The 25,410-nt window shown below is 45.0% G+C and carries 18 protein-coding genes and 1 tRNA gene; 3 read left to right on the forward strand and 16 right to left on the reverse strand.

What is annotated here, in order from left to right:
- Positions 1-315 precede the first annotated feature (315 nt).
- The 7 genes from WCK19_RS16065 to WCK19_RS16095 form a co-directional block, all read right to left on the reverse strand.
- Positions 316-2,547, reverse strand: a complete 2,232-nt coding sequence (locus WCK19_RS16065; RefSeq protein ID WP_342398414.1) for a CDC48 family AAA ATPase — start codon at positions 2,545-2,547, stop codon at positions 316-318.
- Positions 2,548-2,600: 53 nt separating this feature from the next.
- The gene (locus WCK19_RS16070; protein ID WP_342398415.1) at positions 2,601-3,953 is read right to left on the reverse strand and encodes an ATP-binding protein; all 1,353 of its coding nucleotides are present in this window, start codon (positions 3,951-3,953) and stop codon (positions 2,601-2,603) included.
- Between the two features lie 10 nt (positions 3,954-3,963).
- The gene (locus WCK19_RS16075) at positions 3,964-4,623 is read right to left on the reverse strand and encodes a hypothetical protein (RefSeq protein WP_342398416.1); all 660 of its coding nucleotides are present in this window, start codon (positions 4,621-4,623) and stop codon (positions 3,964-3,966) included.
- A 159-nt stretch (positions 4,624-4,782) separates the two neighbouring features.
- Positions 4,783-6,927 carry a hypothetical protein gene (locus tag WCK19_RS16080; protein ID WP_342398417.1) on the reverse strand — a complete coding sequence of 715 codons (2,145 nt, stop codon included), beginning with the start codon at positions 6,925-6,927 and terminating at the stop codon, positions 4,783-4,785.
- 37 nt (positions 6,928-6,964) lie between these two features.
- A complete protein-coding gene (locus WCK19_RS16085; RefSeq protein ID WP_342398418.1) occupies positions 6,965-7,735 on the reverse strand; it encodes a class I SAM-dependent methyltransferase in 771 nt (256 codons plus the stop codon).
- A 404-nt stretch (positions 7,736-8,139) separates the two neighbouring features.
- On the reverse strand, positions 8,140-9,246 hold the full coding sequence (gene speY, locus WCK19_RS16090) for a deoxyhypusine synthase (RefSeq protein WP_342398419.1): 1,107 nt from the start codon (positions 9,244-9,246) through the stop codon (positions 8,140-8,142).
- 267 nt (positions 9,247-9,513) lie between these two features.
- On the reverse strand, positions 9,514-10,752 hold the full coding sequence (locus tag WCK19_RS16095; protein ID WP_342398420.1) for an ATP-binding protein: 1,239 nt from the start codon (positions 10,750-10,752) through the stop codon (positions 9,514-9,516).
- Between the two features lie 250 nt (positions 10,753-11,002).
- Between WCK19_RS16095 and WCK19_RS16100 the strand changes: the two genes are divergently transcribed.
- Positions 11,003-11,596, forward strand: coding sequence for a metal-binding protein (locus tag WCK19_RS16100; protein WP_342398421.1), 594 nt, complete (start codon positions 11,003-11,005; stop codon positions 11,594-11,596).
- Here WCK19_RS16100 and WCK19_RS16105 read toward each other — a convergent pair.
- The 7 genes from WCK19_RS16105 to WCK19_RS16135 form a co-directional block, all read right to left on the reverse strand.
- Positions 11,593-12,783, reverse strand: coding sequence for an N-acetylmuramoyl-L-alanine amidase (locus tag WCK19_RS16105; RefSeq protein WP_342398422.1), 1,191 nt, complete (start codon positions 12,781-12,783; stop codon positions 11,593-11,595). The two genes, WCK19_RS16100 and WCK19_RS16105, sit on opposite strands and share 4 nt — an antisense overlap.
- A gap of 20 nt (positions 12,784-12,803) precedes the next feature.
- Positions 12,804-13,142: a DUF952 domain-containing protein gene (locus WCK19_RS16110; RefSeq protein WP_342398423.1), complete on the reverse strand. Its 339-nt coding sequence runs from the start codon at positions 13,140-13,142 to the stop codon at positions 12,804-12,806.
- A gap of 31 nt (positions 13,143-13,173) precedes the next feature.
- Positions 13,174-13,246: transfer RNA gene (locus tag WCK19_RS16115), tRNA-Arg, on the reverse strand.
- A gap of 44 nt (positions 13,247-13,290) precedes the next feature.
- Positions 13,291-13,767, reverse strand: coding sequence for an SRPBCC family protein (locus tag WCK19_RS16120; RefSeq protein WP_342398424.1), 477 nt, complete (start codon positions 13,765-13,767; stop codon positions 13,291-13,293).
- Positions 13,768-14,187: 420 nt separating this feature from the next.
- Positions 14,188-15,120: a ferrochelatase gene (hemH, locus tag WCK19_RS16125; protein ID WP_342398425.1), complete on the reverse strand. Its 933-nt coding sequence runs from the start codon at positions 15,118-15,120 to the stop codon at positions 14,188-14,190.
- Positions 15,117-16,169, reverse strand: a complete 1,053-nt coding sequence (hemE, locus tag WCK19_RS16130) for a uroporphyrinogen decarboxylase (RefSeq protein ID WP_342398426.1) — start codon at positions 16,167-16,169, stop codon at positions 15,117-15,119. The genes hemH and hemE overlap by 4 nt, the downstream gene beginning before the upstream one ends.
- A 225-nt stretch (positions 16,170-16,394) precedes the next feature.
- Entirely contained in the window at positions 16,395-17,069 is a 675-nt protein-coding gene (locus WCK19_RS16135) for a hypothetical protein (RefSeq protein WP_342398427.1), read from the reverse strand.
- A gap of 818 nt (positions 17,070-17,887) precedes the next feature.
- On the opposite strand from WCK19_RS16135, the gene WCK19_RS16140 reads away from it, so the two are divergent.
- A complete protein-coding gene (locus WCK19_RS16140) occupies positions 17,888-18,595 on the forward strand; it encodes a response regulator transcription factor (RefSeq protein WP_342398428.1) in 708 nt (235 codons plus the stop codon).
- Between the two features lie 94 nt (positions 18,596-18,689).
- The gene (locus WCK19_RS16145) at positions 18,690-22,205 is read left to right on the forward strand and encodes a GAF domain-containing protein (RefSeq protein WP_342398429.1); all 3,516 of its coding nucleotides are present in this window, start codon (positions 18,690-18,692) and stop codon (positions 22,203-22,205) included.
- A gap of 146 nt (positions 22,206-22,351) precedes the next feature.
- Here WCK19_RS16145 and hslV read toward each other — a convergent pair whose 3' ends face one another.
- Together hslV and topA are read right to left on the reverse strand one after the other, a co-directional pair.
- Positions 22,352-22,987: an ATP-dependent protease subunit HslV gene (gene hslV / locus WCK19_RS16150; RefSeq protein ID WP_342398430.1), complete on the reverse strand. Its 636-nt coding sequence runs from the start codon at positions 22,985-22,987 to the stop codon at positions 22,352-22,354.
- 15 nt (positions 22,988-23,002) lie between these two features.
- Positions 23,003-25,222 carry a type I DNA topoisomerase gene (gene topA, locus WCK19_RS16155; protein ID WP_342398431.1) on the reverse strand — a complete coding sequence of 740 codons (2,220 nt, stop codon included), beginning with the start codon at positions 25,220-25,222 and terminating at the stop codon, positions 23,003-23,005.
- Positions 25,223-25,410: the final 188 nt, after the last annotated feature.

The raw sequence follows: 25,410 nt of genomic DNA on the forward strand, positions 1-25,410 counted from the left end.
TTTTTCTTGGCTTCTCGAAGCAATTATACTCTACTCTGCATTACTAGGCACTCCCAGTAAACCTTAAGGCTGGCAAAAGTCTGCTTTTCTCTGAGTAATTACGGAAATAAATTGTTATAGGGGTTTATGCCTTTATTGTCCCCGCTTATTTTTCTTCTTTTTTCAACGCTACGGCTGAACACCAATTTCATCGGTTCATCTACAAAAATGAGCTAGGGGATTGGTGCGCCCCTTCTCGCATTTTCTGAGCAGCGAGACCAAGATTGAGCGCAAAACCGCCACGCCGGAATAGCTTTTTATCATTCCATCAACTCTTTAAGAAGGCAGCGTGTTGCGGCGCAAAGTGCCTAACGCCACTTCAAAATCAATATCGGTAATTAAAGCTTCCGACATTTCATTCGCGCTACCGCTTCCCTCAAATTCAGTCACACAACGACGGATAGCGACCATCGCAGCATGATTGCACAGCGCGGCAAGGTCTGCGCCCACCATACCCTCAGTTTCAAGCGCCAGTTTATCCAGAATGGCGTAATCTTGCAGCGGCTTTTGGCGAGCATGCACCTCTAGAATCTGGCGGCGTGCGTAGAGGTCGGGTGCGGGAATCTCAATTTTTAGGTCAAAGCGTCCCGGTCTCAACAGCGCGGGGTCAACCAAGTCTGCCCGATTGGTTGCCGCCAACAATACTACGCCCTTCAAACCCTCGATTCCGTCAATCTCGGTTAGTAATTGCGCTACCACTCGCTCGGAAACACCGTTATCCACCCGTGAACCTCGCACCGGAGCAAGCGCATCTATTTCATCGAAAAAGATTAGACACGGCGCAGCTTGCCGCGCTTTCTTAAAGATTTCGCGCACCGCTTTCTCGCTCTCGCCCACCCATTTGCTGAGCAATTCCGGTCCTTTGATAGAGATAAAGTTCACCTCAGTTTCGCTGGCAAGCGCCTGTGCAATCAGGGTTTTGCCAACGCCCGGTGGTCCATATAGCATAATACCGCGTGGCGGGGTAGTATTGGTGTTGCGGAATAGGTTTTCATATTTGAGGGGCCATTCTACAGCTTCGCGCAGGGCATCTTTTATTTCCTGTAAACCGCCCACCATTTCCCAAGAAACATCCGGCACTTCGGTATAAACCTCGCGTACCGCGCTTGGCTCGATTTCTTTTAGCGCGGATATGAAATCGCTCATATCCACCGTCAGGTTCATCAACTCCTCATAGGGAATAGTAGAGTTGGCGAAATCTATATCGGGGATAATCTTACGCAGGGCGCTAAGAGCCGCCTCGCGACAGAGTGCTTCCAAATCAGCCCCTACAAAACCATGCGTTATCGCCGCCAACTTTGGCACATCCACATCCATTGCCAGCGGCATACTGCGAGTGTAGATAGTGAGAATCTCCTCGCGTCCGGGGCGATCCGGCACACCGATAGATATTTCTCTATCAAAGCGTCCGGGACGACGCAAGGCAGGGTCAAGGAGATTGGGCAGATTGGTTGCGCCGATGACCACAATGCGCCCACGACTCTTCAGCCCGTCCATGAGCGACAACAATTGGGCTACCACCCGCTTTTCCACTTCGCCCATCACCGACTCGCGTTTGGGGGCAATGGCATCAATCTCATCCAGAAAGATAATACTGGGGGCGCGTGTAGCGGCATCGCTAAAAACCTTACGCAAATTCGCTTCGCTTTCGCCGTAAAACTTGTGAATGATTTCGGGTCCACTCACACTGATAAAAAAAGCGTTGGTCTCGTTCGCTACCGCTCGCGCAATCAGGGTTTTGCCAGAACCGGGGGGACCATATAGCAATACTCCTTTGGGCGCGTCTATTCCCAACCGCTCAAACACTTCCGGGTACTTCAAGGGTAGCTCTATCATCTCGCGGATTCGGCTCAATTGTTTGCTCAGCCCGCCTATATCCTCGTAAGTTACCCCACCTTGTCGGCGAGGAGCGCGTTGTTGCTTTTCGGTGCGTTGCGTATGAATGCGTAGGGCAGTAGCAGGTCCTACCTTGAGCGGCACGCCAGAGGGAGTAGCACCCAACACCATAAATTCCTGCTGATTGTTGCCAAACAGGTTAACCCGCACAACATCGCCTTGCGCCACAATTAAATCTTCCAGCAATCGTTTTATATAGAGCAGATGCTGAGAACCTCTCTCTCGATAGGGTGTACCATCTTCGGGAGGAGATAAAACCAAAGTTTTGGCAATACTCGCTTCGACCTTTTTCACCACCACGCTATTATCAATAGACGTTCCGCAATTGCGCCGAATAAGCCCATCAATTTGGATAATGCGCTTGCCACGTTCTGGGGGGAAAGCAGGCATCACCTTTGCGCCGGTATTACGCATCCCGCGTATCTCGATAATATCGCCCACATCCAGCCCTAACAGCTTCATATCATTCGGGTCAATCCGGGCAATGCTACGGGCGGCATCTCGCGGGGCAGCTTCAATCACCCGTAGAACCATGCTTGGAACTTTGCCGGATTCATCCGGCTCAGGCGATAATAAGTCGTCTTTTAAGAAAATATCGGTTGTATCGCTCATTTTATATCAATTACCAGCGTTATTTAATAGTTATTTCGAGTAGCATGTTTTCACTATTTAGGCTTATGTCCCCACACCAGCGGGAAAGTTTGTCCGTTTGGGCGAGTATCTTCCGGCTCAGGCGTAACATTTACGCTCACCATTTGGTCGCTCAAAATCGAAACCTGCGAAACCATTACGCCCTGCATTGCGCCCGGTTGAGGGTGCGCTATCCAGTGCATCATCGAGGATAGGAACAATTCTTTAAGATAAGCGAATGAAAAGCCATCGGTCATTTCGGCAATTTCGTGAACCGCTTCCTCCGAAAGCTTCAATTCTTCTTGCAATTGCTTATTCCAAAGCTCGATATAGGCGTATCGCTCATTCTCACCGGGTAGGTCAAAATGGTACTTGCGGTCGAAGCGACTGGGGCGATCAAGAATAGAAGCGTCTAATTTCTCCGGGTGATTAGTAGTTGCCAGAGTCACGATTCCAGCATTGGCAGCGAAACCGTCCATCTCGTTGAGGAAAAACGAGCGGTTTTGTGCCGTAACCAGCGAATCGAGGTCTTCCAGCACCAGCACGCAGGGCGCGGTTTTACGGGCGCGGTCAAACACTTGGCTAATATTCTCCTCGTCATCAGAACGTTGGGTTTTGATACTCTTCACATAAAGGCAGGGCTTATTGAGCGCATTTATCAAAGCTTTAACCGCATGGGTTTTGCCGTTACCGGGAGGACCAACTAACAAAATGCCGCGCTTCCACGGGATATTGTAATGTTCAAAGGTAGAACGTGACGCAAAGAAATGCTCCAAATCCTCCTTGATGTCCTGCTTGAGCGTGCCTTTCAGCACCAAATTATCAAAAGTTGAACCTTTAATATCTCGGAATAGGTCTTCATCCTTATGCCAATAGCCCGCATCAAAAACCAGCATTTCGCCCCGGATTTCGATATTCCATTCGCATACCGCCACATAGAAATTCTCGGCAATTTCCTTGAAATCCGCCAGTATCCAGTAGTGATAGCCCCGCGAAAAGCCCTCACCCCAAGACATCAGTATCACCTCAAGGCTATAACCTTCCCAAGTTATCTCGAACCAGCCGTTTTTAATTCGAGAAGTAAGCGCTTCACGGGGTGGTTCGTTGGAGGCAAAGGTAGCGCTAAAGTTAAACCAGTCACTGCGATCCTTATCTGCCAGTCGCTTGCTTGGTCCCTTCCAGTAGGTGATAACCTGACTCAGCACGGTTGGTTTGGGAATCATGCTACATAGTCCGGCTTGTTCGTACTTCTCCAAGCTGAACAAAGGGTTATCGCTTTGAATCATCGCTTTGCCGGGGAAGGTTGCCGCCAGATATTGGCTTACATAATACTCAATCGCACTGGACGGCAGCGAGAGTGACTCGTTAAACAAGGGGTCGGTGCTCATCAACTACTCCTTAAGCGCGTTTTAGGCGCATTTCTAAAACGCCATTACGATACCGCCGATTCTCAGGTTCACTTTGTACCGGCGCGGGCAACAAACATTCTTTTTCATAACGGCAATTTTGTCCGGCAGCCCTCAAACTTACAATGTCACCAACAATCTCCACTTTGATGGTTTGCTCGTTTGCGCCAGGCATTTCTGCCACCAACACAATTATGCTGCCTTCCTCCTCAAAAATATCTACCAACGGTTCGCGGGTGGTCGAATCCGGTACTGGATCAGAGGCAGCAGGGCGAGTGGGCGCATTACGCGGTGCTGAAGCATTACTACGATTGTAAACATTTGGCTTGAAGTTACTCGAACGGGCGCGTCCACTTGCCTCAAAATGAGATATTCTGTCACTACTACTGCGGCGGCGCGGTGCAGAGCTTTCCTCTCCGGCATCCGGGTCGGTAAAGCGTGCGCCCATACGCTCAGCTTGGTCTGCCAACTCGTCCAAATAGCCTACCAAATTATTAAGCCCTTTGAAAAGCCCCCCGTTCCACAACGAACTTAATCGCTCGCCAAGCTCTCCCGAATTAGTGGGAGGTTGTGGGCGACGAGGTGGTTCTCGCCGTTCCTCAGCAGGTTTCTTTTCTTCTGCTTTTCGTTTCTCATCGGTTTTCTCGTCCATAGTCGCCTTCTCCCTATAAATTGTGTCGGTCAATTTTCCCTGTATTATAGGCTAAACTTGTTTCTATTGCCATTATTTTATTTGTAGCAATAGAAGCCATTTGTAGAAGTTTGACCCGCTTATTGCATAGGAAGTTTCAAATTTGGCGAACGGTAGGATTCAGGAGTTCAGAGGATTTAGATTAATTGAACCAAAAACAAATTGCTGCCCAGTTGCGCCAACAGCCCGAAAAATCAGCGTATTCAAGCCCGGCTTGAGCGCAAGGTTGAAATGAACTGTGACGAATTCCAGCTCAGTATTGGCTTCTCCCACCGGATTATTATTCTGTAATAACCGGAGCGTATTGGCTTTTCCCAAAGCTTTTACCAGCGCGGTTAATTCTAGGTTCACCTCTATTCGAGAAGGATTAAAGACTACCAATTGGGTATCTCCACCAGAGGTAGTGCGCTGTACTTCGCCCGTAGCGGTCACTATCCGGTCGAGCCAGCCATCCCCCAAATTGAGCATTATTTGTGAAGCGGGCGATTTACCCGGTGTTTCTGGGGGCAAACAATAGACCGTAATATCTTGCGCCGGAATATCAAGGCAGGGTTGGTCGCTGCCAATAGTAGTACGTAAAATCCGGTTAATCGGTTCTGTTTTCAGGTAGGAAGGATGCAAAACCAAATAACCGATATTGTAATAACGCAGGGCAGCGGGCGTATTGGAAAGCGTAGTCAGGTCTATAATATCGCGCTGGAAAGAGGGCAAGCGCAAAAAGCGCAACTCCCGTATTCCCGGCACATTATCTAGCTCATACGAAACCGCTCTGGCAATATACCCCCCCACAATCGGCAGTTGGTGGGAAGTCTCGAAATACATCGAGCGACTTATCGCTTTGGCAGGTAATTCCATAATGGCGGTATTCCCGTTTTTTTGAAGTTGGTTGTAAAAGTCGGGAATATCGGTAGAGCCGAGGTTGCGCGGCGCAGGCATAAATTCGAGAAAGATTAACCCCACCACTAGCGTAGTAAATACCACCGAAAGCCATTTTCTACCGCTAGAAAGCGTAACCCGTGCCAGCAGCCACTTTACCCCCACGCCAGCCAGCACTCCTAACGCTAACATCACTAGCAGCATAAATCGTACTGGTACCCGGCTGATATTTACCAGCGGCAAACTGTAGAGCAGACGTGCAGGCATGGGCAGCAAGCTATCAAATTCGGCTTGAGTCAGTTCAGGATTGGCAGTAATTTGCAGAGCAGGACCAAAAGAGAGCAGCAGAAAAATTGCAGCGATTGCCAGCCAGAACCAGTATTTCTTGAAAGCCGTAAATACCCCCACTGCCGCTAGTATCAGTGCCACATAACCCAGATAATTCTGTTGATAATTGCCACTAAATCCGGCAATATTCCAGATAGGCGACGGACCCGGAGCTACAAAACCTAGCAAGGTAGCGGAGTTATAAGCGATTGTTAGAAGCGGTTGCTCAACCGCATTGCCGCTCTCTTTGGTTGAAACCAGAGTCGGCAGCAATACCGGAGCAATCAAAACCCCGTAGATGGCAAATAAAAGAGCGAATCGCTTTATCTCAGCCAAACGCGCTTTCCAACCGGAAGAAATTAACAGGCTGAAAAGCAGGTATAACCCACAGAACAGCCATGCAAACAGAGCGTGATACCACGTCACCATTGAGACCAGCAACAGCAACAGGATTGCCAAAGTCAGGTTAAGGCGTGAGCGGCGTTCTTGTCGCATATACTTGAGGAAAAACAGCAGGAAAAGCGGAAACCAACCGATAGAGATTTGCTCAAGTTGCCCCAAATCCAACAAGCTCGATTCTAACGGCGAGAAAGCGTAAACCGTGCCAGTTACCAGCCCAGCGGCGCTACTCCCGCTAAGATATTTACCCAACAAAAAAGCGGTATAGCCCGCCAACGTTACATTAAAAATAAAGAGCAGGTTGAAAGCGGGAATTAGCCCTAGCAGATATTGGAATGGAGTAGAAAGGATTCCATTGGGCAGCGTAAGTGGCTGGAAATATAGACCCACTCCCACCGGGTGATAGATTAATCGAGTATAGAAAGGATTGATGAATTGCTCAAAGAGGGAATAACGCGCCCACCAAATATGCCAGATGTGTACCCACACATCCTCACCGTCAGCATAAATCACCTTGTTGGAAAGATTAAAGGCAAGCGGCAATGTAAATACCAGCGCACCCACCAGATACAAAATTATTATAAATAGATGCTTTAGAAAGACCCGCCCTTTGGAGGAAAATTGCTCAGCGTTCTGCGGTATCTGTGAAGTAATTTCTGCCAACTAATCTTTCCGCGCTATGTTTCAACGTTTAAACTTTTTAATTGGATAGGTCAGGCTTGCATACCACCAGTGCCGATAACCCCACCGGCAAGCCTTTCGTCAATACCAATCGGTTTTCAATATTATATAGGCTTATTAAAAAATCATTGAGCGGTTTTGGCAAGGCGGTAAAATCGGTATCTTCTGAAAGCAAGCGAGCATATATTTTGCGATTTATTCTACCAGCTAACCCTTTTAAAAAGCGTATCACTGCCGCTGGTATCAGTATCGAAGTATTAGTGTAGGACTTCTTAACAATAGTATATCCGGCTGACTCAACCACTTTCGTTAGGCTTTTCAGAGTGTAACGTTTCTTGTGACCAAGCGCCACATCCCAATAGCTGAACATAAACTGGTACGATGGTACACTAATTATTAAAATACCGTTCGGCTTCAGCGCCTTCCTGAGATTTCTCAAACCCTGCAAATCATCTTCCAGATGCTCAATAACATCTAACGCGCTTATAACATCAAAATTAAAATCAAAATCGAAAGGTTGGTTCAGGTCGTGACGGAGTAGATTATAGAACCCGCGCTGGCGACAAAAATCTAACGCTTCCTCTGACATATCAATGCCCCATGGTGTTCCGAAGCCGGCAAGCATATCCAGCATACGCCCTGTGCCACAACCAACATCCAGCAACTTTGCGTTTTCCTGCAAATGCGGCATGTATTTGCGAATCAGTTGCTCCATGAGTATTCGCTTCCCCACATGCCACCAGTGGGTATCTTCTTTTAAAAATAAATCCAGATATAAATCGCTTCTCATATATAACTGCCAACATACTGCCAGAAATAAATTCAGATATTCCTAGCGGTTGCCCGAAGGGTACGGGTGGTTTATTTTAAGATTAAGTGTAAATCAAAGGAAAGCATTGTTAGTGAGGTAAAGGCATAAACCGCCAATAGAACACAAGCTTTGTCCAAATAATCGGGCTGAAACCAGCGCAAGTAAGCTTAATTCACTCGGATTGTTCTGTCAAGTTCAGGCAAAGCAACAAAGCAAGATAGATATTGCTATTTAGGAGGGAGTTACGCACGCGGAGCGCACAAAAATACCCGCGCCTGCATGCCGCGCCACTTCCCCCTTTTCTATATGCTAAACCCATTAAATGGCAAAAGCCCGGTCTAGCTGATCGGGCTTTTTTTGAGCATACACAAATCTGATTTCTACTAACTGCCTTCTTGTGAAAGGTAATGTTTCCGAGCGGTTTCGCGCAAGTTGGAAACCAATTCGGTGCGGTGGTCGTAAATTCGTTTGAGAGGACGCTGGGGTGCGCGGTCAATCACATAGGAAGCCATAACAGGAATTGCCACCGTACTATCCAAATAGCAAACGATGCTGTCCGGCAACTGTTCGGGGTCAACCTTACCCCATGTCATAGCCTCAGAGGGAGTCGCACCGGATAGACCGCCCGTATCTGCCCGCGCATCTGTTACCTGAATAAAGTAATCGTGACCCTTCTCGGCAATACCCAACACTTCCTGAATCTGTGGCTCGGTTTGCAGGATAAAATTCTTGGGGCTACCGCCGCCAAATATCAGCACCGCACTTTTGCCGCCCTTTGCTTTGGCATCATATACAATCGCGGTTGTCTCATTTACGTCCGCTTCTGGGTCGAATCCAATCTCAAGCCCCATCAACTGTAACGCGGCGACGTTCATACCCAAAGTAGAGTCGCCGGGACTGGAGGTATAAATCGGTACACCAGCCTCGTAAGCTGCCCCTAACACAGAGCGATATTCAATGCCCAGAACTTTTTCCCGCTCGCGTAAGTATTTACCCAACCCGTAGTGCAATTCTGATGTACTCATCCGCTTCTGAAACTCCGGCAACCGCATCACCTCGCGTAGATAAGCATCGGATTTCAGCAACACTTCCTGATCGAAAAGAATATCGTAGATGCGAATGATATGTTCTTCCCGCAACGCCAAATCATCGGTAAAAGGGGTACTCTGGAAAAGCTCAAACCCAAGAGAGCGGTGTATATCGTGGTATAGGTTCGCGCCTGTTGAAATAATCCAGTCTATATAGCCACCCTCTATCAATGGGACGAGTGCGGAATAACCCAACCCAGTGGGAGTTAATGCACCGGAAAGAGTCACCCCAACCGTCACATCGGGTTGCATCACCTTGCGTGCCAAAAGTTGGCAGGCTTCGCGCAGACGGGCGGCATTATAGGCAAACAAATGCTCATCTACCATCTGTGCCACCGTCATACCCTTCTGGATTGGGCGCGGGTCTAGTTTGCGTCCGTAAACCTTCTTTTCATCAGACATTTGCGAGAAAAGCTCCTTCTGTTTGAACATGTTTGAAAGTTTGCCGACTGATATTATATACCAAACAGGATAGCTGGATATTAAAAAACTTGGTAATTACTTAGATAGTGGAAACAGGTATAAGAAGACGACTCAAGAACGCCTAGTACAAAGGCGGCGTTAAGGCTGTTTGAACCTAGAAGAAGGTTCGGATAATTAAGCTTATCCGAACCTTAATACGGTTCGATTTCTCAATTTAACGAATGAAAGTCCTACCATTCCCGCGATTCAAGTGCCGGAAATCCGAGCCACCTTAATTCGCTCTACTGCGTTGAGCAAATCTTGCTGACCCACGAAAACTCGGTTATGGCGGGCTGCCCGTATTGCTGCATCAATAATTGCATTTTTTATATCACGTCCGCAAACATCTTCAATCTTGGCTAGTTCGTCAATTGACACATCTTGCCCCAACGGAAGCTCTTTGGGTAAATGCTTCACCCAAATTTCCCGGCGGCTCTTTTCATCAGGCATCGGAAAATGGATATAGCGTACCCGCGTTTCAAAAGCCTGATCATAGCTTTTGATCAGGTTTGTGGCAAAAATAACCACCCCTTGGTAAAGCTCCAACGATATCATTAATTGACCGCGAATAGCATTAATTGCCTGTTCCGAAGCCTGTGTTACTTCGGTCAGCCTTTTTGAAAGTAAAGAATCTGCTTCATCAATAAACAGGACTGCTTTATCCCGTTGGGCTGCAAAAAAGAGTGCCTCCACATTTTTTGGTCCCTCACCGTGATACTTACTTTCAATCTGACTATAACTGGCTGTTAGGATGGGTACTCCCAGATAATGGGCTAGGGCATGGGCCGCCAAAGTTTTGCCAGTTCCGGGAGGACCAAAGAAATTTAAAGCTGTACGGGGATTGGGTTCAATTGCCCGTAGATTCCATTCGTAGAAAATTTTGTGATCCAACCGAATACTATCAATAGAAGAAAGTAAGGTTTCTTTTAATTCCTCCGGAAGGGATAAAAAATTGAAGGAATAGAGCGGAAGGTGGGCTTTATATTGGGATGCGCGTTCTTCCAACGTTATCTCATCGGTGACTCGCTTTTTTTGTGCGTTGTGTTTGTTCCGGGCGGGTTTGAAATTTTCCTTATCTTCATCTTCTGGGATATTAGGTACAATCTTCTCGTCAGATATTGGAGGGGTAAAAATGGGCTTTTCTTCAATCTTTGAAGTGCTGATGGTTATATTGACTTCCTGTAGCTGTCCCAGAACTAGCAGGTCTCCTACCGCTGTTTTAAACAGTTCCCGACAATTTTCTGCGATAATTTCAGGTACTGTATCGGGCAATCCTTTGATATATAAATCCATTTTATTTTTTAAGACCCATTCATATGACCCTGCGCTCAAGCCGAGCGAAGGTTTTGCCGATATTGCGCTCTTCTCAGTTTTTGTGTCTTGGAACAGATTTATATATTTTTTGATTATTTGCTCCGCTGGAATTTTGCCTGCTTTTTTGAACATAGAAATCCTCTTTATTATTGAACATTTTTGACTGGGTTCAAAAAGATTTTAACACAACTAAAGCTGTTGCTGCTTACCTCTATACCTCAACCCAAGTTTTTCAGAGAATAACAAAACAAGCAAAAGCTTCGATTTGCTAAAAGCGAAAGGAAGCAAGATGGATTTTAACAAATTTTTCGAATGTACTAATGCATGTTATAATCCCGATACGCATTTTAGTTCTAATAATCGCGATTGTTGGAGAAAAAACATGCCAATGGGTATTACCCATCGAACAATTAATACATTTGTCAGCGTACCGTTAACTGGAGCGGGCTATCTACATTTCCACCGCACCCCCCTAGAATGTACAGTATTTTGGGGTGGTTACACTTTCGCCACTTTTTTGATGAATCCTGACTTAGATCTGGAAAGTGATGGATATGAAAGCTGGGGGCTTTTGCGCTTCTATTGGTGGCCCTACCAGAAAGCCTTTGCACATCGGAGCTTTTTTTCGCATTTTCCGATAATCAGCACAGTTTTAAGGATAGTATATTTGTTGTGGCTGCCGATATTACTAACCTACTTTCTAGGTTCAGCAATTCAATCTAGCGTTCGGGAAACTGTTTTCGATTGGGTTCCCGGCGCGTTTCCCTATCTGATTTTTCTGGTCGCCGGAATGATGTGTAGCGATACATTGCATTTTTTTCTGGACATTACCAGCACAAACCTGAAAAGGGCATTGCACTTCGGAAAGCGCAGGGAGAGTTTTTTCGAGCATCATGGCGAATCCAGACGCTCAAAGGGGAAAGGCTATCGCCGAGGTTCAGGATATGGGTGGCGTAACACAGCGAGGAGACGTTAACGAGAAATTGTTGTAACGGTAACTTCAGTTTTTTTCAGGTAGCCGGAAAGCCGTAAAACCGGAATTAATACCGAGTAGTTATTTCCTCTTACTTCATAATTCTCGAATATCTGTCCTTTTGAAAGATAGGCAAGTAATATACCTTGTTCGGAATAAACAGGTATATTATCCTGATTAACTATCAGAGCAGTCACGCGATCTTGGGGCTTTTCTCGTTGCGCCAACGGTGGACGCGCATCGAGGAAATTTATGATGCCATCAGCAAGCCCTTGTGCAACCGCTTCCTGATGATTGAGTAATACTTTTCGATCGGAGGAATTGGTGAGATAACCCATTTCGATAATGGCAGCGGGAGTAATTTTGCTAATCGAATTTACGCGCCGCCGATTATTAAAAGCATAATAGCCCGTCATATTACGGGTAATATTATCGCTTACCCCTAAGCTCGTAAGTTTTCCATAAGCATCAAAAATATTTCCTACGAGTGCATCATCCGTGGTAGGGATAGCGCTAAAACGACTGCGTGCAATCTTATAGCCGCTGGCACTCTCTCCGGTGGAAGCATCGGCATGGATAGCTACAAAAGCATCGGCAGTGTATTCCTCAGGTACTGTGGCTGGCAATATTTCAACTGTGATACTGTGCGTAGTAAGCAGAGCAGCCACGCGTCTTGTGACCTCCAGATTCAAATCCACTTCACGAATACCGCCACCGCTTCCCCCGGTTTGGGAACGTAGACTGGCAAATTCGTCAGGGAGTTGCTCAATCTGATAATGCCCAACCTGAAGAGCCACAAGAGGAGTATTATTCAGCCCGAAATTCTGTTTAAGCAAAGGGCTTGGTTGTGAATTGCGGGGGAGCGGATTCAGCGCCGGGATTTTTGGAACTCCGTTCAGTCGGGGCAAATCCGAAAGAACCGGCAAAGCCATTGCCTGAATTGGCAGTTCTGGGGCTTGTTGATCGCCGGGTGTAGAAACAGCTTCAGGAGCAGAAGTGGGTTGTACAGTGACGGTAGGAGCTATTAGGGGAACTGAAACAGTTGGTGGGTTGGTTGTATCAGTTGGATTTTGAGCAGCAATAGTCTGTTCCGAGGTAACTCTGGCAAGAGTATCTGTTCCGCAACCAACTAGCAAAAAAGCCAATTGAGTTAGAATTAGCAGGATTCCAAATTTTTTGGTTTGTTTCATTACCGTGCTTCATACCGTACTCAGGCGGGAGGCAGAAAAGTTCCATCCTCGGCGCGTGGGAAAGATAACACCGCTATAATCGCGTCCCGATTCAATGCGCCATATATATGGGGAAATATCCGGGCGGAATCCTCATATTTAAAAGGTGCAGTCAACTTTTCCAAATCTACTAATAGAGCATAAAAAGAACGTGGATCACCTTTATAAAAGCGATTGCCCGTATCGGCTAGGTTTTGCTCACCATCGGTACAGTGAATAAATTCTTCTCGCCCATCTACCATTGGCTCAGGGCGATATGGTTTATCCTGTGGCTGCGCTTCAAAATATTCACATGGAACCATGTGATAAGTAAAACTCAAGAGGGCATTACTCCTGTTAAAAATAAAAAAATACGCCAGAGTGGGCTCGAACCACCGACCTTTTGCTCCGGAGGCAAACGCTCTATCCACTGAGCTACTGGCGCGTACAGATAAATAATAACACGGGAGAATCTAAATAGTCAACAAACTACCAGTGAGCCGGTTCAGCGGGGCGCAAATTCGGCTTATTCTCTAGAATGCGTTTGAGGTTTACCAGAGTCTCAACGGTGGTTTTTTCTACATCTTTCTCAATCAGCATTTTGTCTAATAGCCAACCTAGAGCGCGACCCGGCAACGAATAATCACTGGTAAATTTTACTTTAGTCTTACCAGTACCAACTACGCTGAATTCCCATGTTGAAACACTTTTAACACCATGCGTACTACGGGAAACAAACTTTTTGTTGCGTTCAAATTCGGTGACTTCAAGTATGGTTTTGATAGTCATACCCATATAATTACCGGCAGCTTCCACTTTTGCGCCTAAACCCTGCACAAGTTGGGAAACCGGTATAAATTTCGTGAATTGAGGGGAATATTTAACAGTGTTGTTAGGGTTAGTGACATAGTCAAAAACCACATCAATTGGAGCATCAATGTCTATAGACCTGCTGATCTCAGCCATGACTACTATTAAAACTCCTCCACAGGATTTGCCGCAGGTAGAAGCGATACATTCTCGCATTAGCCAATATTATACACCCAAACAAGCGATTACACCATAATCCCAAAGATTTAAATACAAGAAGCCTTATGTAACAAATGGCTAACTTTTATTTTTTGATGATATTATAGCATCTTGCCATGTTTAACAAATTTTCGCTGTGACTCTAGCTACCTGCAATGAAAAATCATACAGGTTTTTCGCAAATTAATATGCGCATAACTTTGAATTTGGGTATTATCTTGAATTATAAATATATGCTGTGAGAAGAGAACAAGAGCTTTCCTCTCACAGCACACAAAGGATGTTAATTACCTAATAATTTCTCAGCCGAACCTTTTCACCAAAATATATCTAACTTTTTTCGGATTGGCAATCGAATTAATTAGGTATTCTTTCCTTTACCAAATCTACAAGAGCGCCGATATAAAGCGGGTCAAGATTGAGCGCGGGTGGGCGCTCCAACCGTATGCCTAGGCTGCGTGCTAATCCCTGCGCTTTGATGTCTATATCGAATAAGAGTTCTACGTGGTCACAGACGAAACCGACCGGAACACTGACAATATTTTTGATACCTTTTTCCGCCAGAGCCTTAATATGTTCTTCAAGTTGTGGGCCAAGCCATGGTTCTGGGGTGCGTCCGGCGCTCTGATAACTCCAACTCCACTGGCTTTCCGGCAAACCCGCTGCTGCTGCTATCAAGCGAGCGGTCTCGAAAAGTTGATCTTGGTAAGGGTCACCCATTTTGAGAATGCGTACCGGTAGGCTGTGGGCGCTGAAGATAACATGAACGCTATCACGCTCTGAAATATCCCAACGTGACAAGCCCTCTTGAACTCGTTCTGCTAACGCCTGAATATATTTTGGAGCGCTATTGTAGCTATTTACAAATTCAAATTCGATGTCTCCGCCAAATATTGCCAGTCCAGCGCGTACTTTTTCCTGATATTTTGCCACACTCATACTACTGTAGTGAGGGGCAAGGGCAATCGCAATAGCTTTCTTGATTCCGTCATTGATCATATCGCGAACGGTTTCTTCCATCCAAGGTGACCAGTGACGCATACCAATATATACCTTATAGCCATCCCCTAGCTCATTTTGAAGCGCTTCTGCCTGCTTTGTGGTTATATCCAGAAGGGGAGATTTGCCGCCAATCTGAGTATAATTGCGAATCATTTCGTTCAGGACGGCTTTAGAAGTAGGCTTGCCACCGCGAATGTCGGCAAGATAGCCCGGCAAATCCTCAAGGCTGCCGGGACCACCATAAGCCATTAGCAGCACACCTATAGTCGAGGTTTGTGTTGCTGTCACAGTGCTACCTCCACTTTAGCAGTTTGCTGATGGACATAATCTGCTAAGCGGCGTACCATATCTACCGAAGTTCCCTGCAAAATGCCATGACCAAGATTGAAAATGTGACCGGGTCGTCCAGCGGCTTGCTGCAAAATCAGGTCAGTATTAGCCTGAAGTTCATCCCAAGGCGCTTTGAGCATAACAGGGTCGAGATTACCCATAATGGCTTTGTCATAACCGATTTCTTCCCATGCTTTGTCCAACCGAATACGCCAATCTACCCCTATGGCATCGCTACCCATCCCTCGAATCTCTTCAAGTAAGCTGGCAGTTCCGGTGCTAAAATAGATTACCGGCACTCCGGTTTTCTTGGCTACTTCGATGAGTTGCTTATTATAGGGCGCGGCATACTTGGCATAATCACGCGGGCTGAGCGCACCTGCCCATGAGTCAAAAATCTGTAAAGCCGAAGTGCCTGCCTCAACCTGTTTTACCATAAAATCACTTAAAATCGTAACAATACGATCCATCAAACGTTTCCAAGCAGCCGGCTCAGAATACATTAATGCCTTAGTGAACTCGTAGTTGCGAGAGCCAGCGCCTTCAATGGCATAGCTCGCCAGCGTAAAGGGTGCGCCTATAAAGCCAATTAAAGGGATGTTGCGGGGATTCAGTTCTGCTGTAACCATACGGATAGCATCGAGAACAAATGGCATGGTCTCTTCGGTTGGGGGAGTAGCCAACCGATCAATATCACGAGTGGTACGCACCGGATTATCAATCTGTGGACCTTCGCCTTTAACAAAATCCAAATTGATGCCCATCCCAATAAGGGGGGTCAAAATATCGGCGAAAATGATAGCGGCATCAAGGTCAAAAGCGTTGATAGGTTGGAGAGTGATTTCGCAAGCCAGTTCCGCTGAACGCAGCGATTCAAGCATGCTAACTTTCTCACGAATAGCGCGGTACTCCTGCATATAACGACCTGCCTGACGCATAAACCAAACCGGAGTAGCATCGGTAGATTCCCGACGGCAAGCTCGAATGAAGCGGGTATCATTTAACATGTAATTTTGTCCTCCTGATATTTTATCGACTCGTTTTATCATAAGAAATCAAAGGGCAAATAGTACGTAGTAAATACTACAAGTTAGCTTTCTATTATCGAATCTTACTAAAAAAGTTGTAATGAATGAAAAATCCTCCTTATCGAGCTTCTCGAAAAGAAGAATTTTAAAAATCTCTAAAGCAACTCGCGCCCCAAAATCGGGCTTTAGTTGGGAAAAACCATGTTAAATCGAGAAACGTTGCGCGAGTAAAATAGAAGGTCGTACCCAGAACATCAGCACCGCGTCAACTAAGGCATGTAACGCTACCACCGTCCAAATATCGGAGGTAAAATAGTAATAAACGCACCAGATAATCACGATAGTAGCCGAAAAAAGCGGCATCATCCGTCGCAAGGTTTGCAATTTCGGGTCAGAGCTAAAATGCGGCGGAATCAAGCGAGCCCAGAAAAAGGCATGGATAAACCCGCTATAAAATACAAAGCCTATTACTCCAAAGATAAAGTTGATAATATTTAAGTCCCCAAACACCAATTTTGACAGGTTAAACAGCACGCTATAGCACCCTAGAAAGATAAAGACTTCTATAGCTCCATTCACTATCACGAAAATAATTGAGGAAACTGGCGCTATCTTACGACCACCGCTTCGCGAAATCATCATATAGGGGATTTGGGAAAGTAGTGTTGTTACCAATGCAATCAACGCTAACCACCCATAATCTCGCCAAGCAGTTGCAATACGCCAACTTGAAATATCATTCCAGAGTAGAGCCAAACCTACCACAGTACATAATACCCAGTAAACCAGTAGGGATAGGTTGATGCGTTCAATCTGTGGGCGGTTACCGATATGTCTAGTTTGATCCAGCCCGTGAACTTTTGAAGAGCTTTGTTCCATTTCCACGATCCTTCTTTTGTGTGTGCAATGCGAAAACACCTCAATTTTTCTTAGGATAGCATAAAAAAAAGAATAAATCATTAATCTGTGCTACATCCCAAATTTATTAATAAATGTCATTTTATATGGTAGAATTTCATTACAGCCTATTTGCAATATGACAATGAAGTCAGGGTATTACATGTTTGGAAACTTGGAGCAACAACTAATAACAATTGTCATTAACACTATTAATCTGAGAAAAGGGAAGAAGTTCCGCCTTCCCTCTTACTCTATGGTTATACTCAAACCTATGTTATGTGGTATAAAGTCGCCCCGAAGTTAGCCCAACATTACAGTATGGAAACGCTTGGCTGCAATGAATTTTAGGTTGAATGACACGATAGAGGGCAAAAGTAACGCATCGTAAAAAGCTAAAAAGGCGGCTTGACTGGATTTGTAATACAAGATTATTACATTTGACTGTTTCGTAATGTTTCGTAATGTATTTCTTAAGGTTTTTCTGATTAGATAATAGTTAGACATTAAAATATTTACAGAACATTTATAGTAGATGTTTTAACAAAGATTTAAAGACTTAAAATAACCGTTATTTGACGGGTTTCGGACAAATATTTCAAATACAATGCTGATTAATGATATGAATATTAATTTTATTTAAGTCAAGGGCAGGGCGGTTAATGGGATGTTAACCCTACATATAATCTATATAAATTTGTTAGCTATATCATACTTCTAGACAAGTCTTTAGGTCTAAAATAGTAAAAACCCGCTCAAAAGCACTAAAACGTAACAGTACAAATACCCGGAGGAAATATATGGATATACTAGTAATCGAAGACGACCCGATGACACTTAAAATGGTAGAGTTTCTACTTAAAGGTGAGGGTTATAATGTAACTAAAGCCGAAAGCATCCGTGAAGCAGAATCAATACTGAAAAATAGCACCCCTTGGTTGATTATTGTTGATAAAGGTTTGCCCGATGGTAATGGTATAGAATTCAGCAAGAAACTAGCCGAGGTGGAACCCGATATTCCCGTGATTCTGTTAACCGGTGAAGGGCGGCTGCCCTATAAACTTGAAGGGTTAGAAAGCGCCGATGACTATATTGTAAAACCTTTTGAACCGGGGGAATTTATTGCCAGAGTAAAAGCAGTGCTGAGAAGGGTTGAGCGGGTTCCTCGTGAATTGGTACAGAGCCATCTTAAAGTAGGTGATGTAGAACTAGCGATGCGTGAATTGAAAGTCACCTTGCCTCATCGCAAAGCTGTGATTTTAACACCCACTGAAATGAAAATTCTCGAATGCCTTATGGCACATGCCGGTAAGGTTGTTACACGCGACAGCATTGCAGAAAAGGCGCTAGGCTATGAGTATGAAGGCGAAAGTAACGCCATTGATGTATATATCCGCCGATTACGCACTAAAATTGAACCTGATCCTGCACAACCTATTTATATTGAAACTGTAAAAGGCAGTGGGTACCGCTTCCGTAAGGTTCAGAACGGAGAACTAGTAAAATAACCATTCTTGAAATCATTAATGGGTTATATTGAAAAACCTCCTTTAGGAAAAGCCGAGGCTTGCCACAAGCTACGCTAGAAATAATGGAAGTACAATGCAGGATATTGAATCACAAATAATCGTTTCCACAGGAAAAGAGGAAGAATCACTGGTCAACCCGGCGCGATATGAAATTGCTTTACGCGGCATTATTAACCGCATCCTAAATTTGCTGGATGCGGAACATTGTACTATAGCGCTCATAGACAAGAAATCTGGAGAACTGGTTACTCGTGCTTCTTCACGTGTAACTGCTCCCGGCAAATTGCGGCAGAGTAGATTCAAGTTGGATGTTGGTATCGCCGGTCATGTAGCTGCCAACAAACAATCTTTCCTTTGTGGAGACGTAAACCGAACAGGGGAATTTCTCCGAATCGGTAATGATAAAATAGCCTCACTAATGTGTGTGCCGCTTCTGCATAAAAAACAGGTGCTTGGCACTATCACCGTTACCAGTCCCCGATTTGACGCATTTACAACCGAACATCTTCAACTATTGGAGGAGATGGCTGATCAGGAAGCGGTAGGTATCGCCAAACTGATTCACTCGGATGCTAGTTTGCGCCAGTCCAGTAGGTTAGCCAGCCAATTACAAATAAATCAGATAACGTCTAATGTTACAGACCGCGAGAGCTTAATAACACGAGTTCTCGAATGGGTGGAAACAAACTTTAAGAATAGCGAAAGCGCCTTCCTTCTTTTCGGTAAGCGACCCAAGGATAATTCCTTTTACGGGTCAGCGTTGGCGGCTCCTTTAATATTACACCGGAGTATTCTGGCAGCTAATATCAAAAAAATACACCATTGTTTGACCGAAAATTGCCAGTTCCTACCGAAAGATTATCGAAATTTAGTAGAATCACAAAACTTTAAATCGATTATTCTTATCCCAGTTGGTCAGAAACAGAAAGACCACAACTGGGGTATTGTAGCTTTATTTAGCAAAACCCTCGAAAATAGAATTACCACATCCGAGCTTGAATTGCTTGAAGAACTTGGGGAGAGACTAAGTGAGGGCTTGGAATTGACTGAAAGACACCAGCAATCCCAAGAAATGCACTCGTATTTAAACCTTTTAACAACAAGCCTCAGTGATACGTTAGTAGAATTAGACCTTGAAGGTCGGGTACAAGAATGGAACGATGCCGCAGAAGCTTTATTTGGCTATAGCGCTGAGGAAATTACAGGGCAGTTTATAGACAGCGCCGGAGATGCCGCCAAAGAAAAAGCGCTTTTCGAACATGTAAAGCAGGGGGTCACTCTGGCTAATGTTGCTATGGAAAAACGGCATAAAGACGGCTCAACTCTTTCTCTTTCAGTAACGCTCGCTCCAATAAGAGATGGAAATGAAAGTGTCAGAGGCATCTCTTTATTGGTACGTGATATTACTGAAAATACTCGTCTGAAACAGGAAGCAGCGCGGCGCAATCAGGAAATGACCAACCTGAGCGAAATCGCATTACGGCTTGCCAGCACTTTAGATACAAGCAATCTCCTCTTTATAATAAAAGATTATCTTGGCAAACTAATTGATTTTGACGCTTTGTATGTTGCTACATTCGATGAAATACACAACATCTTTGAAATTCAACTGCATGTAGAACATAGCGTTTATTATGCCCCAGAAAGCTGGAATGCCACCGAACCAATTTTAAATTGGCTTCTCCAGCATGGTCGGCAATTGGTGATAGATGCCAATGATAATGACTTCTCACTCAACCGGTTTCGAAGCCTTGAAGGTCATTTACCTAACGCTCTATTGGTTACACCTGCAAAATTAGATGAGCAGATAAGCGGTTTTATTGCCATTGCCAATTACCAGAATACGCCCTTTAAGCAGTATCATAAACAACTAATGGTAATCGTGGCTAGTCAAGCGGCAATTGCCCTAGAAAAAGCGCGTATCTTAAGACGCAGCCAACGCAAAGCCGAACACCTGACTATTCTACGACAAGTTGCGAAAGTAACCAGCAGCAGTCTGGAATTAACCGCGGTGCTGAGCAACACTGTCATTGAACTGCACCGTCACCTAGATTTTAACTGGGCAAATATCCAGATATTTGGGTCTGACGGACTATATCGCCAATTAGAGCATGATTTTACGTCCGGCAACGAACTGCCTGAGTTAAAATTTGGCTCAATAGGTTTAAGCCTCAGTGAAATTGCAACCACACTGCAAAATGCAGTGCCTATCAACGAACTAGATTACAAAGTCCCGCGATTCCGCAGTATTATTGAAAGCTATAATTCTCGCCAATTACTCTCCGGTGTATTAATGCCACTCTGGTATGGCAAACATTGCACCGGTTTGCTTCAAATTGGCACTTCACAGGATTATCTTTACACAGATGATGATCTGATTCTTATAAGCGACATTATTAACCAAGCTGTTGGTCCAATCGAAAACGCTCTGCTACACGAATTGGTCACTATGCAAGTGGCGCAATTAGAGCTTCAGTCAAAGCTAGAGCATAAATTACTCAGACAAACCGCACAAGAGAGAGAACGCCTTGAGGCAATTTTCGGTAATAGTAGTGATGGAATCATATTGATTGACGATAAATTTAATGTGTTGCGGTTAAACTCGACAATTGGCTCTTTCATTGGGGCAAAACCAGAAGAAGCTGACAAGAAATGCCAAGAAGTATTGCGCTGTCAGGACAAAGAGGGTAATTTACTTTGCGAAATTGCTTGCCCGTTAACCAAAACGCTGGTAAGTAAAGAGCCATTATTACATCACGAAATTCGCCTCGATAACCAAAAAGGCGTGCGCCGTATAGTCTCCGCTAACTGGAGCGCGGTGCTAAGTGCAGAAGGCACAACCAATATAGTCGCTACTATGCGAGATGTAACTGCGCTGCGTGAAGTGGAACAGCTGAAAACCAACTTCGTTTCTATGGTTTCGCATGAATTACGCAACCCAATTAATGTAATAAACGGTTTTACTAAAATGTTGGCGGAAGGCAAAGCAGGCGAATTAAATCAACTGCAACAAGAATTTATAAGCAGCATCTTAGTAAGCGTAAACCAGTTAAAGAAATTGGCGGAAGATATCCTAGACTTATCTAGATCTGATGCGGGGCGTTTTAGCGTAGATTTAGTTCCTATCTCGCTTTCCGATATAATGCTTAAGGCTATAAATAATATAAAGCCGATGATTTACGCTAAGAATATCAGGTTGATAACCGCACAACTCCCTGAAAATACTTGTGTTGTAAATGCCGATGAGATGCGACTTACTCAACTAATCGGTAATTTATTTGAAAATGCGATTAAATTTACCCCACAAGGCGGTAGAATCATGGTAGAACTGAAAATAGAGGGTGATTTCTCAGTTATCAGTATTGCCGATAGTGGAATAGGTATATCGCCTGAACATCTCAGTCGTATATTTGAACGCTTTTATCAGGTACAGGACGAGGAAGCGCGGAGAATACGAGGTAGTCAACTTGGCAGCGGGCTAGGTTTAAGTATATGTAAAGAAATTGTGGAGCGGCATGGTGGTAGTATATGGGTTGAAAGCGTTCAGGGTAAAGGCAGCACATTCTCATTTAGTATCCCTTTAGCGTAAGGATAGCCCAACAAATGTTAAAAACACTCTTACCCTTAAAAGTAGCCTAAAAACGTAGGAATAAAAAGAGGCTTTAGAAGCCTCAAATTAAAATTATTGAAATATTTAGAATCGGCTATAGTTTTTCACCTAAGCCGATTTTTAGTTTAAATGCTTCCCCCATCATAACTGCTACCGCTCAATTCCTCGTCTTCCTGCTCTTCAGAATCTTCTTGTTCTTCACTTTCAGGAGGTGGTGCTACTTTTACTGTGATATATGTATTGGTAAAAATACACATCTCACCTGCAATCTGCAAGGCGCGTTCGGCAATTTGGGCAGCATCCAGTTCGGTATTCCGCAGTAAGGCTTTAGCAGCAGCAAGGGCATAAGAACTACCGCTACCGATAGCCGCAATTTTCTCGTCCGGTTCTACCACGTCACCATCTCCTGAGAGAATCAGCACAGTGTTTTTATCCGCTACCAGCAATTGAGCTTCGAGGCGACGCAGCATACGGTCTGTACGCCATTCTTTGGTCAACTCAACGGCTGCTTTACGCAAGTTGCCATGATATTGCTCTAACTGACTCTCAAACTTTTCAAAAAGGTTGAGCGCATCAGCAACTGCTCCGGCAAAACCCGCCAACACCTGTCCGTTGTAGAGCGTGCGAATCTTACGAGCAGTATTCTTTAATACCATCTCACCGAAAGTCACCTGACCATCACCCGCCATAGCTACCTGACCATTGTGTACTACCGCCAATATAGTAGTAGCTTGTATTCGGGTTGAATTATGTAAAGTCAAATTATTGCGCTCCACTTAACTCACCGCTTTATCTGTAACAGATATAACGGAAGGGATAATTCGTACCAACGGCAACTCCTGTTCCTCTTCGGGAATTTCATAATCTATTACTGTACCACAACTCGTGCATTTCGCCCGGTTACGCCCACTCATAGCCATTAGATTGCCACATTCCGCGCAAGGCTGTGAAATTGGACGTTCCCACAAGCTAAAAGTGCATTCGGGATAGAGAGAGCAACCATAGAAAATACGCCGTTTGCGAGTTTTTTTCACCAATATTTCGCCATGCTGGCACTGGGGACAAGCAACTTTAGTGCTTTTCAATAGAGGTTTGGCATTGCGACATTCCGGGAAACCAGAGCAAGCTATAAACTTACCAAATTTACTCATACGAATTAGCATGGGTCGCCCACACTTTTCACAATCTTCCCCGGCGTATTCAGGCTTAAGCTCTACCTTACTCATTTCGGTTTCAGCACGTGTTACCGTGATTTCAAAGGGCTTGTAGAACTCAGCCAATACCGGCTGCCATTGCTTCTGACCGCCCGCTATTTCATCCAGATTATCTTCCATTTGGCTGGTAAAATTAATATCCACAATATCCGGGAAGAAATCTACCAGCAGGTCATTAACAAGCATACCAAGTTCAGTTGGCTGGAAATGCTTCTCAATTTTGGTGATATAGTAACGTTCTTGAACCGTGCTGAGTGTAGGCGCATAAGTACTTGGACGACCTATACCCATTTCTTCGAGCGCCCGCACCAAACTAGCTTCAGTATAACGCGGGGGAGGTTGGGTAAAATGCTGCTCCGGCAATAGCTGTACCAACTCAAGAATTTCTTTAATTTCAAGAGAAGGTAGCGCTTTTTTACTTAATTCATCTTCTCCTGCGTCCTCATCCACACCTTCCTGATAAACCGCCAGAAAGCCTGCAAAGCGGATTACCGAGCCAGTAGCGCGGAAAAGATAACGCCATTGCGCCAGTTCGGTAATGGGGCGTGTATCAGCCTTCACATCCACTGAGGTACTATCTAGTTGAGCGGGAGCCATCTGGCTGGCGAGAAACCGCTGCCAGATAAGACGGTACAGTTTATATTGCTCAGGGCTTAGAAATGGTTTGAGACTGTCCGGGTCGCGGGCTACGCTGGTAGGACGAATCGCTTCATGCGCTTCCTGCGCATTTTTTGATTTGCGGGTATATAACGGAGGTTGTTCCGGCATATATTCTTTGCCGTACTTTGCCTCTATTACTTGACGTGCTTCCTGCTGCGCTATAACGGCTACGTTGGTGCTATCGGTACGCATGTAGGTAATTAGACCCAAAGCACCCTCTGAGCCCAGTTCTACGCCCTCGTAAAGCGACTGAGCAATCCCCATAGTGCGTTTGCTGGTAAAATTTAACTTCCGATTAGCTTCCTGTTGCAAAGTGCTGGTAGTGAAAGGCGCAGAAGGGGAACGGCTGATCTGACGTTGCCGAATATCACTTACACAATATAAAGCGCCTTGCAGTTCATTTAAAACTGCTGCTGCCTCCGCTTCAGTCTTCAAAGAAGCTTTTTGCCCATCTATGCTGTTAAGAGCGGCGTGAAACTGAGCAGCTTTGCGGTTTTTAGTCTTCTCAACCCGGAAATCGGTTTCGATAGTCCAATATTCTTCAGGATTAAATGCAGCTACTTCACGTTCGCGGTCAACAATCAGGCGCACTGCAACACTTTGCACCCTGCCAGCGCTCAAGCCCTTTTTCACCTTTTTCCATAATATAGGGCTAATCTTGTAACCCACTAACCTATCCAGAATACGGCGGGTTTGCTGTGCATTCACTAGGTTCATGTCAATATCACGGGGGTGTTTAAGGGCTTCCTTAACGGCATCTTTAGTAATTTCATGGAAAACAACACGCCCTATACGCTTGCCGTTTTCAGGGATATTCAAACCGGTAGCTCCGAGCAAATGCCACGCAATCGCCTCACCTTCACGGTCAGGGTCAGTTGCCAGCAAAATTTCATCGGCAGCTTTAACTTCTTTTTTTAAGTCTTTAACAACCGCGTTTTTGTCGCGCGGAATAAGATATTGGGGTACAAAATCATGCTCGACATCTACACCTAATTTACTCTTAGGCAAGTCGCGTACATGCCCATAACTGGCTTTGACGGTATAGCCCTTACCCAAATATTTGCCAATAGTTTTGGCTTTGGTAGGGCTTTCCACTATAACCAGTTTTGACTTGGCTGCCATATGCTAAACCTCGTAATAAAATCCCCTTGTGGTTTGAAAAAAGAAAAGAGGGGGAAAGCACTAATTAGCCTCATCTTTAACGAACTGTGACTATATAGCAAGGCGGGTTCTATGTCAAGCTTTTTGATAACGTGGGAGTGCCTAAAAAGCAAGATGTGGTAAAGTAAGAGAATGAATAAACCAAATTG

Origin of the sequence: Candidatus Chlorohelix sp., from assembly GCF_037138995.1 — a bacterium.
In the GTDB taxonomy this organism is placed as follows: Bacteria; Chloroflexota; Chloroflexia; order Chloroheliales; family Chloroheliaceae; genus Chlorohelix.